We start from the raw sequence: 14,372 nt of genomic DNA, 5'->3' as shown, positions 1-14,372 counted from the left end.
GATTCCGGTGCGTCCCACTCCGACGACGGCTCCCACGCTCCGGGGGGCGCCGGAGGCATCCCGCCCGGCTGCGGGAACGGCACGCGGGGCGGCGGCGGTAGCGGCCGGGAGGCGAAGGGGGAGGGTTCGCGGACCGGCGGCACGGGCGGCCCCTGCGGCCGGGAGACCGCGTCCATGAACAGCGGCGGCAGGGGCGCAGCCGCGTACTCCTGCTCAAGGGGCGCGGCGCCCTCCGTCCGGTCCTCGTCCCCCGGAGCCGGCGGCACGGACCCGTCGAGGGCGGTCGGCCCGTCCTCCGGGCCCCCGCCACCGGGCCGGCCGGGCTCGTCGTCGGGTGTGCCGGGCTGGTCGTCGGGCCTCATCACCGCTGCTCCCCCGTCCGTGCAGGGCGCCGCGCACGGTTCCGCGCGCGGCGCAGTCTCCAGTGCTGTTCGAGGCGGAGTACCGCCCCGTCCCCCCATTCCAGCAGGGTCCACAGCAGTTCGGCCACGGACGCGGTCAGGACGATCCCGAACGCGGCCCACCGCCACGCCGGTCCGGCCGCGGCCTCCGGCTGCGGGGGCGGGGCCAGCAGCAGGGCGACTGCCACCCCGAGCGCGACGATGCCCAGGTTGTAGGAGGCCGCGGCCAGGTTCGCGCCGCGCCGCCAGCGTCCGAGGTCCTCCCGCTGCTGCTCCAGGTGGGCGGCCCGTTCCGCCCCTGTCAGGGGTGCTCCGCGCCAGTCCTCGACCTCCTTCAGCGAGTACAGGTAGGGCCGGGCGCGGAATCCCCACTGCACGCAGGCGACCAGCAGCACCCCGGCCGCGGCCAGGAGCAGCAGCGCCTGGTCCGGCCAGCGGAACTTCTCCGCGTCCGCGGCCACGACCCCCAGCATCGCCACCGCTCCGCCCGCCAGCAGCGGCGCCGCGACGTGCGTGACCGACTCGGCGGCCTTCCCGTATCTCAACTGGTGCGCACTGGGCTGCAGTTCGGTACTCGTCTCGCGCATCCCCACCTCCCGCCGGGAGGATACGGGCCACCCGCCGTCCGACGGCAACGGCACTGCGGCACGGCCGGGCGAACCGGCGTTCGGACGGCCGGGCGGACCGGCGAGCGGGCCGACAGGCGGGCCGGTGGGAACACCGCACCGGGCCGGTGTCCCCGTGGGACGATGGCGGCATGCGCAACCGGCCCGTGCTCGTCTACGACGGCGACTGCTCCTTCTGCACCTCCTCGGTGAGGTTCGCCGAGCGGCGCGTCCGCCCCCGCTGCGAGGTCGTCCCCCGGCAGTTCGCGGACCTGACCGCACTGGGCGTCACGCAGGAGCGGGCCGAGCACGAACTGCTGTGGATCACCCCGGTGGGGAAGGTGTACGGCGGCGCCCAGGCCGTCGCCAAGCTGCTGCTGAGCGCGGGGTCGGGCTGGGCCGTCCTGGGTGCGCTGCTCGCCCTGCCGCCCGTGCGCCTGCCCGCCCACGTCCTCTACCGGCTCGTCGCGGACAACCGCGAGCGCATGCCCGGCGGCACCGCGGCCTGCGCCCTCCCCGCCGACCGGAGACCGGGCGCCGGCATCGGCACCGGCGTCTGAGGCGTCCTGCGCCGGTACCCCGCCCGGAGTGCCGGGCGGGGTACGTCGTTCCGCACTCCGAGGTTCCTCGGTCGCCCGGGTCGACGAGGAGCGCGGTCCCGGCCTCCGGATCCCGCTCGGCGGCCAGGTCCGCCGTGTGCGCACGGCGGTTGAACGGCCGGTGGCGGGCGCGGCGGGGACGGGTCGGGTGGTCCGCCACCGGCCGGGCCACCGTGGCGGCGGGCGCGGTGCGGGCGAGGCTGCGCAGGGCCCCCTCCGGCACCTCCAGCCGGGGCAGCCGTTCGGCCGCGGCCTCCGGCGAGCAGGCGGGGAGCAGCCGCACCGCGTCGGCGTCGCCGTGGCGTTCGCGCACCCGGGGCAGCAGCCGGTCGGCGAGTGCGGTGCGGCGGCTCAGGCGGAGCACCCGGTAGGTGTCGTGGCGTGCGGAGCGGACGTCGCCCAGCGCCACTGCGGCCAGTGGCCCGTCCGGGACGGGGAGCCGGGCCGCCGCGGCCAGGGCCCGGCGGCGCAGCAGGGGGTCGCCGAGGGCCGTGCCGACGGTGTCGAGGTCGCGCCGGACGACGGCGAGGAAGAGGGCGGTGTGCCGGTCGTCCGGGCTTCCGGAGTCGAGGGCGGCGTGGAGCGTGCGGTAGTCGTCCGGGGCGAGGGTGCGTGCGTACCGCGCCAGGGCTGCCGTCCGGGCGGGGTGGGGAAGCGGGTCGAAGAGGGCCCGGAGCCGGGCCCGCCGGATGCTGCTCGCGGGCACGGGCCGGGCCGCCGCGGTCCCGCCGTCCGGTCTCAGGCCGCCCCGGCGCCGGTGTCGACGGGGAGGGCGGCCAGGCGCCACTCGAGCATGCCGTCGTCCAGCCGCAGTGCGCGGCGCCCGCGGGCGGTGAGCAGGCGGACCGCGTCGTGGGCGAGGACGCAGTTCGCGCCGCGGCAGTAGGCGACGATCTCCCCGCCGTCCGGAAGGCCGGCGAGGCGGGCCTCGAGCTCGTCGAGGGGAACGGAGACCGCGCCGGGGATGTGGCCCGCGGCGTACTCCTCGGCGGGGCGGACGTCGACGACGGTGACGGTGCCGGCCCGCAGCCGCTCCAGGAGTTCCTCGCGGGTGAGGCGGTCGGTGTCCTCGGGGCCGAGGTAGGCGGCGCGGGCGGGCCCGGCCTCGGCCAGGTGCGTGCGGGCGACCCGTCCGAGCAGCGCGTACAGGGCGGCGACGTCGTCCCCGGCGAGGCGGTAGTGGACGCGGACGCCGTCGCGGCGGGTGGCGACCAGTCCGGCCTGGCGGAGGGTCTGCAGGTGGGCGGAGGCGGTGGTCAGGCCCAGCCCCGCCGCCCTGGCGAGCGCGTCGACGCTGCGCTCGCCCTGGGCGAGCAGGTCCAGCAGTTCCAGCCGCTTGCCGTTGGCCAGCGCCTTGCCGGCTCGGGCGAGGGTCTCGTACAGGGCTGCCTTGCGGGCGGGGTCTCCCATGCATTCCTCCAAGGATCCATGGAATATCGTACAAGAGGACGCCGCCGCGACCGGCCGTCCGGAGCCCACGTTCGGAGAACCCATGACCGTCCCGGAAGACACCACCGCACCGGCCGCCGAAGGACCGGGCGGGATCAGGCTCGGCCTGCGCGCGAACCTCGCGCAGTTCACCCTGCTCGTCGCGGTCAACGCGCTGGTCGGCGGCACCCTGGGCCAGGAGCGCACGGTGCTGCCCCTGCTGGCCGAGGGCGTCTTCGGCCTGTCCGCCTACACCGCGGCGCTCACGTACATCGTGGCCTTCGGCGCGACCAAGGCGGTCACCAACTTCTTCGCCGGGACGCTCTCCGACCGCTTCGGCCGCAAACCGGTTCTGGTCGCCGGGTGGCTCGTCGCCCTGCCGGTGCCCGCCCTGCTGATCTGGGCACCGTCGTGGGGCTGGGTGATCGCCGCCAACGTCCTGCTGGGCGTCCACCAGGGCCTGTCGTGGTCCACCACCGTCGTGATGAAGATCGACCTGGTCGGTCCCGAACGGCGCGGCCTGGCCATGGGCTTCAACGAGGCCGCCGGGTACGCGGCGGTGGCCGCCACCGCCATGGCCACCGGCCTGATCGCCGCCCGCTACGGGCTGCGGCCCGAACCGTTCCTGCTCGGCGCCGCCTACACGGCCCTGGGCCTGGGCCTGTCGGTCCTCGCCGTGCGCGAGACCCGCGAGCACGCCCGCGCCGAGGCCGCCCGCCACCCCGCCCCGGCCAACCCCGAGCACCACGGCGAGCTGACCACCGGCGAGGTCGCCCTGATCACCAGCGTCCGCGACAAGGCGTTGTCGGCGGCCAGCCAGGCCGGCATGGTCAACAACCTCAACGATGCCCTGGCCTGGGGGATCTTCCCCCTGCTGTACGCCGCCCACGGCCTGCCGATCGGCCGCATCGGCGTCCTGGCCGCCCTCTACCCGGCGGTGTGGGGGGTGGGGCAGATGCTCACCGGCTGGTGGTCCGACCGCGTCGGCCGCAAGCACCTGATCACGGCGGGCATGCTGCTGCAGGCCGTCGCCATCGGCCTGGTCGCCGCCGGCACGTCCTTCCCCGTGTGGGCCGCCGCGCAGGTCCTGCTCGGCGCGGGCACCGCCCTGGTCTACCCCACCCTCCTCGCCGCCGTCGGCGACGTCGCCCACCCCGCGTGGCGCGCCCGGGCCGTCGGCGTCTACCGCCTGTGGCGCGACGGCGGCTTCGCCGTCGGCGCCCTGCTCTCCGGCCTCCTGGCCGACCTGTACGGCCTGACCACCGCGATATGGGCAGTGGCCGCCCTGACCGCCGCCTCCGGCCTGGTGGTCGCGGTACGCATGTACGAGACCCGCCCCCGCCCCCACCCCTGACCCCGGCCCCCGGGGCCGCGCCCGCCGCCGGCCGGTTCGGCGTGCGGGCCGCGGAGGGGGCGGCGCGCCCTACACTTCACCGCGTGCCCGCCGAATTCCTCCCCCGCATCACGGATTTCCTCCTGTCCTTCGCCCGGCGCCAGGCGGACGAGGTGAGGGAGGTTCCCGGCGGCGTCGCCGTCCTGGACCGCAGGTACGCGGCCTCCTACGACAACAACCGGCTCGTCGTCACCCGGGTCCTCGACCCCGCCGGACTGCTGTCCCTGTCCGAGGCCGTACTGGGGCACCTGCCCCACCGCCGGATCACCGTCCTCGACGACGCCGCGGGCACCGCCTGCGCGCCCGCCATGGAGGCCGCCGGCTACCGCCACGACACCGAGGTCGTCATGGCGCACTCCGCCGCCGGTCCGGCCCCCGCCCCCGGTGGTCCGCCCGCGCGGCCCGTGCCCCTGGAGGACCTGCGCCCCGCCGCCCTGCGGCAGCTCCGCGCCTGGATGCCCGACGCCGACGGGTCCGTGGTCCGCGCGCTCACCGACCGCCGTGCGGCGCGGCTCCGCGGCGCCGGCCTGGTCGAGTTCCTCGGCGTCCGCGACGAGGACGGCACCGTCGTCTCCTGGGCCGACCTCTACCTGGACCGGGCCGGTGGGACCGCCCAGATCGAGGAGCTCGTCACCGCGGACCCCCACACCCGGCGCGGCCACGCGGACACCGTCCTCGCCACGGCCCTGCACCGCGCCCGGAGCGCGGGCTGCGACCTGTTCTTCCTCCTCGCCGACCCCGGCGACTGGCCCCGCACCTGGTACGCCCGCCGCGGCTTCACTCCCGTCGGCACCCTCCACGTCTTCACCCGCGCCTGAACCCGGTTCCGGGGCCTCCTGCCGCCCCGGCAGGCTCCGCTTCGCCCGGCTGTCCGTCCGCCGGAGCCGCCCGGTGTGCCCCTGCCGCGGGAGCCGGGAGCCCGGCCCGCACGGCGCTCCCGGCTCACGGGGTGGGGATGCCCCCCGGTCTGCGGGGCGGGCGTCCGAACCGGACCGGGACCCCCGGGGAGTACAGCACGCTCACCGGCTCCCCGGCCGGCGCGGGCAGGCCCGCCGAGGCCACGAGGTCCTCGTCGCAGTCGAGGAGTTCGGCGCGGTGCAGGGGCCAGCGGGGGTGCGCGTTCGGCAGGTACAGCGGGCGGTCGAAGAACGCGGTGTGCATGCCCCAACGGGCCGTCAGGAAGTGCTCGAGCTCGGACGGCTCCCCGACCGGGTCGCCGACCCGCACCGCGATCCGGCTGTGCGCCCCGCGGGGGCCGGGCCAGCGACGGCGGCTGGTGTAGGTGATCGTGTCGCCCTCCCGGCGCACCTCCATCCTCGACCACACGTAGGGGATGCGGAACGCGGCCCGCCCGACGACCACGGGGATCAGCCGGGAGGCGTCGAGGGAGCGGAAGACCACGCCGCGCCGTCCGTGGGCGTCCACGGAGTACAGGCGGACGTTGGTCTCCGGGAAGGAACCGAGGTAGGGGATGCCGGGGAGGCCGAACCAACCGACGCGGTGCATCCGGAAGGCGACGAGCCCGACGTACGTGACGCCGTCCAGCGTGTCCGGCCGCGTGCCCGCGGGCAGCAGCCGCGCCACGGCGTCGGGGTCCACGGCCCAGTGGAGGAAGGCCAGGTCCAGCCAGGACTGGGTGAGCAGGGGACGGCCCGCCGCAGGAGGCGGGTCGGCCCTTATGGGTTCGGGGAGTTCTCCCTGCGGCAGTAACATCGCCCCAGTCTGTCAGGGGGCACTGCGCGGAAGACCCACGGGGTGACCGCCCCCGCCGCGACCGGTCTCCGCCTCCGGAGCGGGGAGCGGAGAGCGGGCGGGGAGGGTTCCGCCGGCTGTGTCCTGCCGGCGGCACCCCGCTCCCGGCCCCGTCCGCCCCCCGTCGCCCCCGTCGCCGGTCGGCCCGCCTCCGGTCAGCCCGTCGTCGATCAGCCCGTCGTCGATCAGCCCGTCGTCGGTCAGCCCGTCGTCGGTCAGCCCGCCTCGGTGGCGGCCCGGGTGAACTGCGCCTCGTACAGGCGGGCGTAGGCGCCCTGGGCGGCCAACAACTGCTCGTGCGTGCCCTGTTCGACAATGGAGCCGTTCTCCATCACCAGGATCGTGTCGGCGTGCCGGATCGTGGAGAGCCGGTGCGCGATGACGAAGCTGGTACGGCCCCGGGCGAGCCGGGCCATCGCCTCCTGGATCAGCACCTCGGTGCGGGTGTCGACCGAGCTGGTCGCCTCGTCCAGGACCAGGATCACCGGGTCGGACAGGAAGGCGCGGGCGATGGTGATCAGCTGCTTCTCCCCCGCGCTGACGCCCGCTCCCTCGTCGTCGATCACGGTGTCGTAGCCGTCGGGGAGGGTGCGGACGAAGTGGTCCGCGTGGGCGGCCCGCGCGGCCTCCTCGATCTGCTCGCGCGTGACCTCGCCCCGCGCGCCGTAGGCGATGTTCTCCGCGATCGTCCCGCCGAACAGCCAGGTGTCCTGGAGCACCATGCCGATGCCGGAGCGCAGTTCGTCGCGCGTCATCCTCGCGGTGTCCACGCCGTCCAGCAGGATCCGGCCGCCCGTGACCTCGTAGAACCGCATCAGCAGGTTGACCAGGGTGGTCTTGCCCGCGCCCGTGGGACCGACGACGGCGACCGTCTGCCCGGGCTCGACCGTCAGGGAGAGGTCCTCCAGGAGCGGCTTGTCCGGGTCGTAGCGGAAGGAGACCTTCTCCAGCACGACGCGGCCGCGCAGCTCCCGGGGGCGTTCGGCCGGCACCGGGTCGGGGTCCTGCTCCTGTGCGTCGAGCAGTTCGAAGAGCCGCTCGGCGGAGGCGACGCCGGACTGCACCAGGTTCGCCATGGAGGCGACCTGCGTCAGCGGCATCGAGAACTGCCGCGAGTACTGGATGAAGGCCTGCACGTCGCCGATGGACAGGGCGCCCGAGGCGACCCGCAGCCCGCCGACGACCGCCACCAGCACGTAGTTGAGGTTGGAGACGAACATCATCAGCGGCTGCATGACGCCGCTGTTGAACTGCGCCTTGAAGCCCGCCTCGTACAGCGCCTCGTTCTGCTCGGCGAACGCCGCGGCCGACTCCTCCTGCCGTCCGAAGACCTTCACCAGCGTGTGGCCGGTGTACATCTCCTCGATGTGCGCGTTGAGCCTGCCGGTGGTCCTCCACTGCTGGACGAACTGCGGCTGCGCCCGCTTGCCGACGCGCGTGGCCACCAGCGCCGACAGCGGCACGGTGACCAGTGCGACCAGCGCCAGCAGCGGGGATATCCAGAACATCATCACCAGGACGCCGACGATCGTCAGCAGCGAGTTGACCAGCTGGCCCAGGGTCTGCTGCAGCGTCTGGCCGATGTTGTCGATGTCGTTGGTGGCCCGGCTGAGCACCTCGCCGCGCTGCCGCTTGTCGAAGTACGACAGGGGCAGCCGCGCCAGCTTGGCCCGGAGGTCCTCGCGCATGCGGAACACCGTGCGGTTGATCGCCCGGTTCGACAGCCGCGTGGCGACCGCCATGAGCAGGCCGGCCACCAGGAAGGCCGCCAGCGCGGTCAGCAGGACGGCGCCCACGGCGCCGAAGTCGATGCCCCGGCCGGGTGTGAAGTCCAGTCCGGACAGCATGTCCGCGACGTCCGTCTCGCCGCGCCCGCGCATGGACTCCAGGACCTGTTCCCTGCTCGCCCCCGGGGGCATCTCCTGCCCGACCAGGCCGGCGAAGACCAGGTCGGTCGCCCGGCCCAGGACCATGGGCCCGGCGACGGAGAGCGCGACGCTGAGCACGACGGCGGCGAGCATGCCGTACAGCGTGGCCCGCTCGGGCGCGAACTGCGCGACCAGCCGCCTGCCGGACCCCTTGAAGTCCATCGAACGCTGGTCGGGGGCGCCGAGGCCCGGCCGTCCCATGGGCCCCGCCATCACGCCGCCTCCGCTTCGGTCAGCTGGGAGAGCACGATCTCCCGGTAGGTGTCGTTGTCCTCCATCAGCTCGTGGTGGCGCCCGGTGCCGACGACCCGGCCCCCGTCCAGCACCACGATCCGGTCGGCGTCGCGCACGGTCGACACGCGCTGGGCGACGATGACGACCGCGGCCCCCGCGGTCTCGTGGGCGAGCGCGGCGCGCAGCGCGGCGTCCGTGGCGTAGTCCAGGGCGGAGAAGGAGTCGTCGAAGAGGTAGATCCCGGGCCGCTGCACCAGGGTGCGGGCGATCGCCAGGCGCTGCCGCTGCCCGCCGGAGACGTTCGTCCCTCCCTGGGAGACCGGCGCGTCCAGTCCCCCTTCGAGGCGTTCGACGAAGTCGCGGGCCTGCGCCACCTCCAGCGCGTGCCACAGCTCCTCGTCCGTGGCCCCCGGGTTTCCGTACCGCAGGTTCGTGGCGACCGTGCCGGAGAACAGGTACGGCTTCTGCGGGACGAGGCCCACGGTCCTCGCGAGCAGCGCCGGGTCGAGGTCCCGCACGTTCACGCCGCCCACCAGCACCTCGCCGTCCGTGGCGTCGAACAGCCTGGGCACCAGGCCCAGCAGCGTGGACTTGCCGCTGCCCGTGGACCCGATGACGGCGGTCGTCTCGCCGGGGCCGGCCACCAGGTCCACGTCGCGCAGCACGGGCTCCTCGGCGCCCGGGTAGCGGAAGCCGGCCCCGCGGATCTCCAGGCGGCCGCGGCCGCGCAGCTCCCGCACGGGGTCTGCGGGCGGCACGACGCTGCTGTCGGTGTCCAGCACCTCCTGGATGCGCTCGGCGCAGACCTCGGCGCGCGGGACCATCATGAACATGAAGGTGGCCATCATCACGGCCATGACGATCTGCATGAGGTAGGCGAGGAACGCGGTGAGCGCGCCGATCTCCATGCCGCCGTCGTCGATGCGGTGCGCGCCGAACCAGAGCACCGCGACGCTGGAGACGTTCACGACCGTCATCACGACCGGGAACATCAGCGCCAGCATCTGCCCGGCCCTGGTGGAGACGTCCGTGAGGTCGGCGTTGGCGCCGCGGAACCGTTCCTCCTCGTGGGCGTCGCGCACGAAGGCGCGGATGACGCGGTTGCCGGTGATCTGCTCGCGCAGCACCCGGTTCACGGTGTCGAGCCGCTCCTGCACGGAGCGGAACAGCGGCCGCAGCCGCCGCACGACCAGGCCGACCGCGGCACCGAGGACCGGCACCACCACCAGCAGCACCGCGGACAGCGGCACGTCCTGGCCGAGGGCCATCACGATGCCCCCGACGCACATGATCGGCGCGGACACCATGAGGGTGAACGCCATGAGGGCCAGCATCTGCACCTGCTGGACGTCGTTGGTGGTCCGGGTGATCAGCGACGGCGCCCCGAAGCGGCCGACCTCGCGCGCCGAGAAGGACTGCACGCGGTCGAAGACGGCGGCCCGCAGGTCGCGCCCGAGCGCCGCGGCGGTGCGCGCGCCGTAATGAACGGCGCCCGTGTTGCACACCACCTGGACGACGGTGACGGCGATCATCAGCGCGCCGGACGACAGGATGTAGCCGGTGTCCCCCCGCACGACACCGTTGTCGATGATGTCGGCGTTCAGGGTCGGCAGGTAGAGAGTGGCGCAGGTCTGCAGGAACTGCAGCAGCACCAGCAGGGCCAGGGATCTTCTGTACGGCCCCAGGCGGGTCCGCAGGAGTTGTGTGAGCACGCTCGGTCTCTCGGCTTCGAAAGGGGCGGCCCGCTCGGCCGACGGCCGCGCCGGCCGCGCGGAACGCGTTGCCGCGACCGAACGTACCCGCCCGCCGCCGGGCCCGGCGGCGTTCCCCGGCAATCGCGGGTATCAGTGGCCGGCCGGGCCCCGCTCCTCGTCCACGGGCCTGCAGGCGCCCAGGACCGTCTCCGCGATGAACCGCGGCGCGTCCGTCCGGTCCAGCCGCCCGTCCGCCACGTCCGCCGCCGCCCCCTTGATGATGTGGTGCATGACGCCGGCCAGCCAGCTCGCGGGGAGGTCCCGGCGGAAAGCCCCTTCGGCCTGGCCCCGGCCGATCAGGTCGCCGACCCGCTGCTCCGGTTTGGCGTGGAGGTCGTGCAGCCGCCCCGGGGGCAGAACCGCCTGCGCCGCCTCGAGGACGGCACTCGCCTGAGCGATCAGCAGCCAGCTCGACTCGATCAGCACCCGCAGCGCCTCCCGCGGATCGCCCGTGAGGTCCAGTCTTTCCAGCACCTCGTCCCCCTGGCCGAGGAGCCGCGCCAGTGCGGCCTCGATCAGGTCGGCCCTGGACGGGAAATGCCCGTACAGGGTCACCCGGCCCACCCCGGCCGCGTGCGCGATGTCACTGACGCTCGCATCCGGATTCCTGCTCAGGCAGGTGACCGCCGCCTCAAGGATCTTCTCCGCGTTGTGCTGGGCATCGGCCCTCCGCGCGGGCTTCACCGCCGGACGAGACATGCGACTCCTCAAGTCGAACAGCCATGTATGAGTTACAGTAACCGACACAACTCGAACACGCCTGTTCAACTTGTCCTCGAAGGGCTTGAAGCCATGACCGAGCACCTGACCTCCGCCAGACCGACCGACGGTCCCGAACCACGACGCTGGAAGATCCTCACTCTCGTCGGCATCGCCCAGCTGATGCTGATCCTGGACGTCACCGTCGTGGCCATCGCCCTGCCCCACATGGGCGCGGATCTCGGCCTGGAGCGGGAGACGCTCACCTGGGTGGTGAGCGGCTACACCCTCACCTTCGGCGGCCTCCTCCTCCTCGGGGGCCGCGCAGCCGATCTCTTCGGCGCCCGCCGCCTCGTCCTCGTGGGGCTGCTGCTGTTCGCCGTCTCGTCGCTCGTCGCGGGCCTCGCCGTCTCCGGGCCCATGCTCCTGGGCGCCCGTGTCACGCAGGGCCTCTCCGCAGCGTTCCTCTCCCCGGCGGCACTGGCGCTGATCGTCACCCTCTTCGAGGGCGACGAGCGGAACAAGGCGCTCGGGATCTGGTCCGCCCTGGGCGGCAGCGGCGCCGCCCTGGGCGTCCTCCTCGGAGGACTCCTCACCGCGGGACCGGGGTGGCCGTGGGTCTTCTACATCAACGTCCCCGTGGGACTCGTGCTGCTGCTGACCCTCCGGACGCAGCTCCCGCCGCAGTCGCGCCCGGCCGCCAGGAACCCGCTCGACGTCCCGGGCGCGGTCCTGGTGACGGCAGCCACCGGAACCCTGACCTATGCCCTGATCAGGGCGGGGGACCAGGGATGGGCCACCTTGACGACGGCGGCCCTCGTCGCGGCCTCGGCAGTCCTCTACGCCGCCTTCGTGATGCGTCAGCGCACGGCCGCCAGCCCGCTCATGGACGTCAAGCTGCTGGTCCGCCGACCGGTGACGGCCGGAACCCTGCTGATCCTCGTGGCCACAGCACTGATGATCATGGTCTTCTTCCTCGGCACGTTCTACCTCCAGGGCTACCGCGAGCACGGTGCGCTGACCACCGGCCTGCTCTTCCTCCCCGTGGCCCTGGCGACCATGGCGGGGGCGAACACCGCGGGCCGCGTGATCGGCCGTACCGGGCCCCGGATGCTGGGAACCCTCGGGCTCCTCGTCGCCGCCGCCGGCATGGCGGTCCCCGCGTTCCGGGACGGAACCACGGCCATGGTGATCGGCGTGGCCGTCGCCGCCGCCGGCACCGGGGTCGTCTTCGTGGTCGCCTCCGCCACGGCGCTGGGACAGATCCAGCCGCACGAGGCCGGCCTGGCGTCCGGAATCGTCAGCACCTTCCACGAATTCGGCGCCTCGCTCGGCGCTGCCGTCGTGTCGAGCATGGCCGCGGCGAGCATCGCCGGAACGGACGCCGCAGGATTCTCGCGCGGCTTCGCGACGGGAGCGGTCGTGGCCGCCGTGGCCGCCGTCCTGGCGTTCGTCATCACGCCGAACCCGCGCTCCGAGTGATCGGAGCCGGTCCGGGACCGGCGGGGACGAGCCCTCCCACCGGTCCCGGACCGGACCGCGCGGCCGGGACCGGGCCGGCGGGGCCCGGCCACCGGCCGCGCGGCCGGTCAGTCGCCCCGTGACGGCGTACCGCGGCCGGAACAGCGGCCGGTCGACTTCGTGGACACCACCCGGGCGTCGAGTTCCGCGAGCGGCAGCTCCATGCGCCGGTCGACCCTGTCCTGTTCCCAGGTGCGGGTGTCGATCAGCCACCACCGCTCCACCTCGACCAGGTAGAGCCGGTGCTCGGCCGGCTCCCGCAGCGACGACTTCGGCAGCATCCACCGCGCGCGCTCCCTCTCGTCCGGGAACACCGCCTCGTAGAAGACGGGGCGGTACCGGTCCAGGTCATGGGCCCCCACCTCGGAGCACGTCCCGGTGAACTGGGCACCGTCGACCGCCGCGACGTCCAGGCCGGTGCCGTTGCCGGCCAGGAAGAGCGATCCGCCGACCAGGGGCGAGGACGCGATGTCGCGGCTGTGCCGGGAACCGACCGCCGAGCCGAACAGGAAGCGCAGCGGGTCACCGAGCCAGGCGTACTCCAGCGTCGCCACCCACGGGCGGCCTCCCGGCGACACCGTCGCCAGGTTCAGGTACCGAGCCCCGTCGAGGAGCCGCCCGGTCCGGTCGGCCATGCTGGTCAACTCCGCCGCGGTCACCTGCGGCGGCGGTTGCTGGGCACCGTCATGCATCTGGATCTCCGGGTTCGCGGGCGGGTGGACGGGGCCGCCCCCCGCCGCGGCGGGGGGCGGCCCCGTCCACCCGCAGGGCTACGGGCGGCGAAGGAGGACGGGCAGCGCGGTGAGGCCGTTGCCGATGAAGGTGTGCTCGTGCTCGGTCTCGTCGGGCTCGATGGCGAGTTCGAGCTCCGGGAAGCGGTCGAACAGCGCCGGCAGGGCCACCCGGGCCTCCAGCCGTGCGAGATGGGAGCCGGGGCAGAAGTGCGCACCGAGCCCGAAGGCGATGTGGTCCTTGTCCTCCCGGTCGATGTCGAAGGTGCCCGGGTCGTCGTGGACGCCGGGGTCGCGGCCGTGGGCCCCGTAGCAGATCAGAATCGCATCACCCGCCCGGATGACGACCCCTTCGCCGAGGTCGATGTCCTCGGTGGCCCACCGCATCGGCAGGTGCATGACCGGGCAGTGGACCCGCAGGGACTCCTCGATCGCCTCGTCCCACCGTTCCGGTGCCGCTCGCAGCGCCTCCAGCTGCTCCGGGTGGGCGAGGAGTTCGCGCACCGTGTGATCGATGAGGTTGATGGTCGTCGTACTCCCGCCCCCGAGCATCAGGAGCAGCGTCGATATCAGCTCGTGCTCGGTGAGCGGGTCGTTGCCCTCCTCGCGGGCGGCGATGAGGAAGCTGGTCAGGTCCTCGCCCGGATCCTGGCGCTTGGTGGCGATGAGCGTGCGCATCGTCTCGACCAGGTCGTTGTTGATGGCGAGCGACTCCTCCTCGCTGACGCCGGTCTCCCCGACGGCGACGAACAGGCGCAGCACCCGTGCCCGCTGGTCCGCCGGCACGCCGAACAGGTCGCAGATCATCTCGGTCGGCACGCGGTAGGAGAACGCCGCGTGCAGGTCCACCGCCCCGTCGCTCTCCGAGCGTGACTCCAGCTCGTCGAGGAGCCGGGTCACGATGTCCTCGACCTGCGACCGCATCGCCTCGACGCGCCGGGGGGTGAACGCCGGTGTGATCAGCTTGCGGAGCCGCGCATGGTCCTTGCCCTCGGCGGTGGCCATGGAATCCACGTCCACCCACGGGGACAGCCAGGGAACGGAGCCCGGCTCGTAGCTCGGCACGTTCTTCTTCAGGTTCCGGGAGACGCCCGGGTGCGTCAGCAGGCGCCTGACCACGTCCCCTCGCGTCACCGACCAGGCCCCGACTCCTTCGGGCAGCCGGACGGGGACGGCGGGCCCCATCTCACGCAGGCGGTCCACCTGCTCGTACATGCACCGGCCGCCCGAACTGTCGAGGGCCGTGGTGGGAGACGTGCTGAAGGCAATCATGTGTACCCCTTGCAGCTGGCTGGTTCCAGAAATCCGGTGCGATGCCGTGCGGGAT

The 14,372-nt window shown here is 73.9% G+C and carries 12 protein-coding genes; 4 read left to right on the top strand and 8 right to left on the bottom strand.

The genetic code is table 11. The features are described from left to right. Positions 1 to 361: 361 nt before the first annotated feature. On the bottom strand, positions 362 to 988 hold the full coding sequence (locus GQS52_RS24180; protein WP_182315518.1) for a hypothetical protein: 627 nt from the start codon (positions 986 to 988) through the stop codon (positions 362 to 364). Between the two features lie 170 nt (positions 989 to 1,158). Between GQS52_RS24180 and GQS52_RS24175 the strand changes: the two genes are divergently transcribed. Next, positions 1,159 to 1,566: a DUF393 domain-containing protein gene (locus GQS52_RS24175; RefSeq protein WP_182315516.1), complete on the top strand. Its 408-nt coding sequence runs from the start codon at positions 1,159 to 1,161 to the stop codon at positions 1,564 to 1,566. Positions 1,567 to 2,343: 777 nt separating this feature from the next. Here the strand turns inward: GQS52_RS24175 and GQS52_RS24170 are convergent. Continuing rightward, positions 2,344 to 3,015 (bottom strand): metalloregulator ArsR/SmtB family transcription factor, encoded by a 672-nt coding sequence (locus GQS52_RS24170; RefSeq protein ID WP_182315514.1) that lies wholly within the window; start codon positions 3,013 to 3,015, stop codon positions 2,344 to 2,346. A gap of 82 nt (positions 3,016 to 3,097) precedes the next feature. Between GQS52_RS24170 and GQS52_RS24165 the strand changes: the two genes are divergently transcribed. After that, positions 3,098 to 4,387 carry an MFS transporter gene (locus tag GQS52_RS24165; RefSeq protein ID WP_182315512.1) on the top strand — a complete coding sequence of 430 codons (1,290 nt, stop codon included), beginning with the start codon at positions 3,098 to 3,100 and terminating at the stop codon, positions 4,385 to 4,387. Positions 4,388 to 4,470: 83 nt separating this feature from the next. Continuing rightward, a complete protein-coding gene (locus tag GQS52_RS24160) occupies positions 4,471 to 5,244 on the top strand; it encodes a GNAT family N-acetyltransferase (RefSeq protein ID WP_182315510.1) in 774 nt (257 codons plus the stop codon). A gap of 124 nt (positions 5,245 to 5,368) precedes the next feature. Here GQS52_RS24160 and GQS52_RS24155 read toward each other — a convergent pair whose 3' ends face one another. The 4 genes from GQS52_RS24155 to GQS52_RS24140 form a co-directional block, all read right to left on the bottom strand. Next, positions 5,369 to 6,139, bottom strand: coding sequence for a DUF2071 domain-containing protein (locus GQS52_RS24155; protein ID WP_182315508.1), 771 nt, complete (start codon positions 6,137 to 6,139; stop codon positions 5,369 to 5,371). A gap of 254 nt (positions 6,140 to 6,393) precedes the next feature. Further along, positions 6,394 to 8,319, bottom strand: a complete 1,926-nt coding sequence (locus GQS52_RS24150) for an ABC transporter ATP-binding protein (protein ID WP_182315506.1) — start codon at positions 8,317 to 8,319, stop codon at positions 6,394 to 6,396. Beyond that, the gene (locus GQS52_RS24145) at positions 8,319 to 10,052 is read right to left on the bottom strand and encodes an ABC transporter ATP-binding protein (RefSeq protein ID WP_182315505.1); all 1,734 of its coding nucleotides are present in this window, start codon (positions 10,050 to 10,052) and stop codon (positions 8,319 to 8,321) included. The genes GQS52_RS24150 and GQS52_RS24145 overlap by 1 nt, the downstream gene beginning before the upstream one ends. Positions 10,053 to 10,184: 132 nt before the next feature. Continuing rightward, positions 10,185 to 10,793: a TetR/AcrR family transcriptional regulator gene (locus GQS52_RS24140; RefSeq protein ID WP_182315503.1), complete on the bottom strand. Its 609-nt coding sequence runs from the start codon at positions 10,791 to 10,793 to the stop codon at positions 10,185 to 10,187. A gap of 93 nt (positions 10,794 to 10,886) precedes the next feature. Between GQS52_RS24140 and GQS52_RS24135 the strand changes: the two genes are divergently transcribed. Next, positions 10,887 to 12,275 carry an MFS transporter gene (locus tag GQS52_RS24135; protein WP_182315501.1) on the top strand — a complete coding sequence of 463 codons (1,389 nt, stop codon included), beginning with the start codon at positions 10,887 to 10,889 and terminating at the stop codon, positions 12,273 to 12,275. Positions 12,276 to 12,382: 107 nt separating this feature from the next. Here GQS52_RS24135 and GQS52_RS24130 read toward each other — a convergent pair whose 3' ends face one another. Both GQS52_RS24130 and GQS52_RS24125 read right to left on the bottom strand, forming a co-directional pair. Continuing rightward, positions 12,383 to 13,006: a pyridoxamine 5'-phosphate oxidase family protein gene (locus GQS52_RS24130; protein WP_259370943.1), complete on the bottom strand. Its 624-nt coding sequence runs from the start codon at positions 13,004 to 13,006 to the stop codon at positions 12,383 to 12,385. A 78-nt stretch (positions 13,007 to 13,084) separates the two neighbouring features. Continuing rightward, entirely contained in the window at positions 13,085 to 14,317 is a 1,233-nt protein-coding gene (locus GQS52_RS24125; protein ID WP_182315499.1) for a cytochrome P450, read from the bottom strand. Between the last annotated feature and the right edge of the window lie 55 nt (positions 14,318 to 14,372).

The organism is Streptomyces sp. SCUT-3 (assembly GCF_014083985.1).
GTDB lineage: Bacteria > Actinomycetota > Actinomycetes > Streptomycetales > Streptomycetaceae > Streptomyces_H > Streptomyces_H thermolineatus.
Note: the sequence above shows the minus strand (reverse complement) of the source record. Positions and strands in the feature narration are given on the sequence as shown.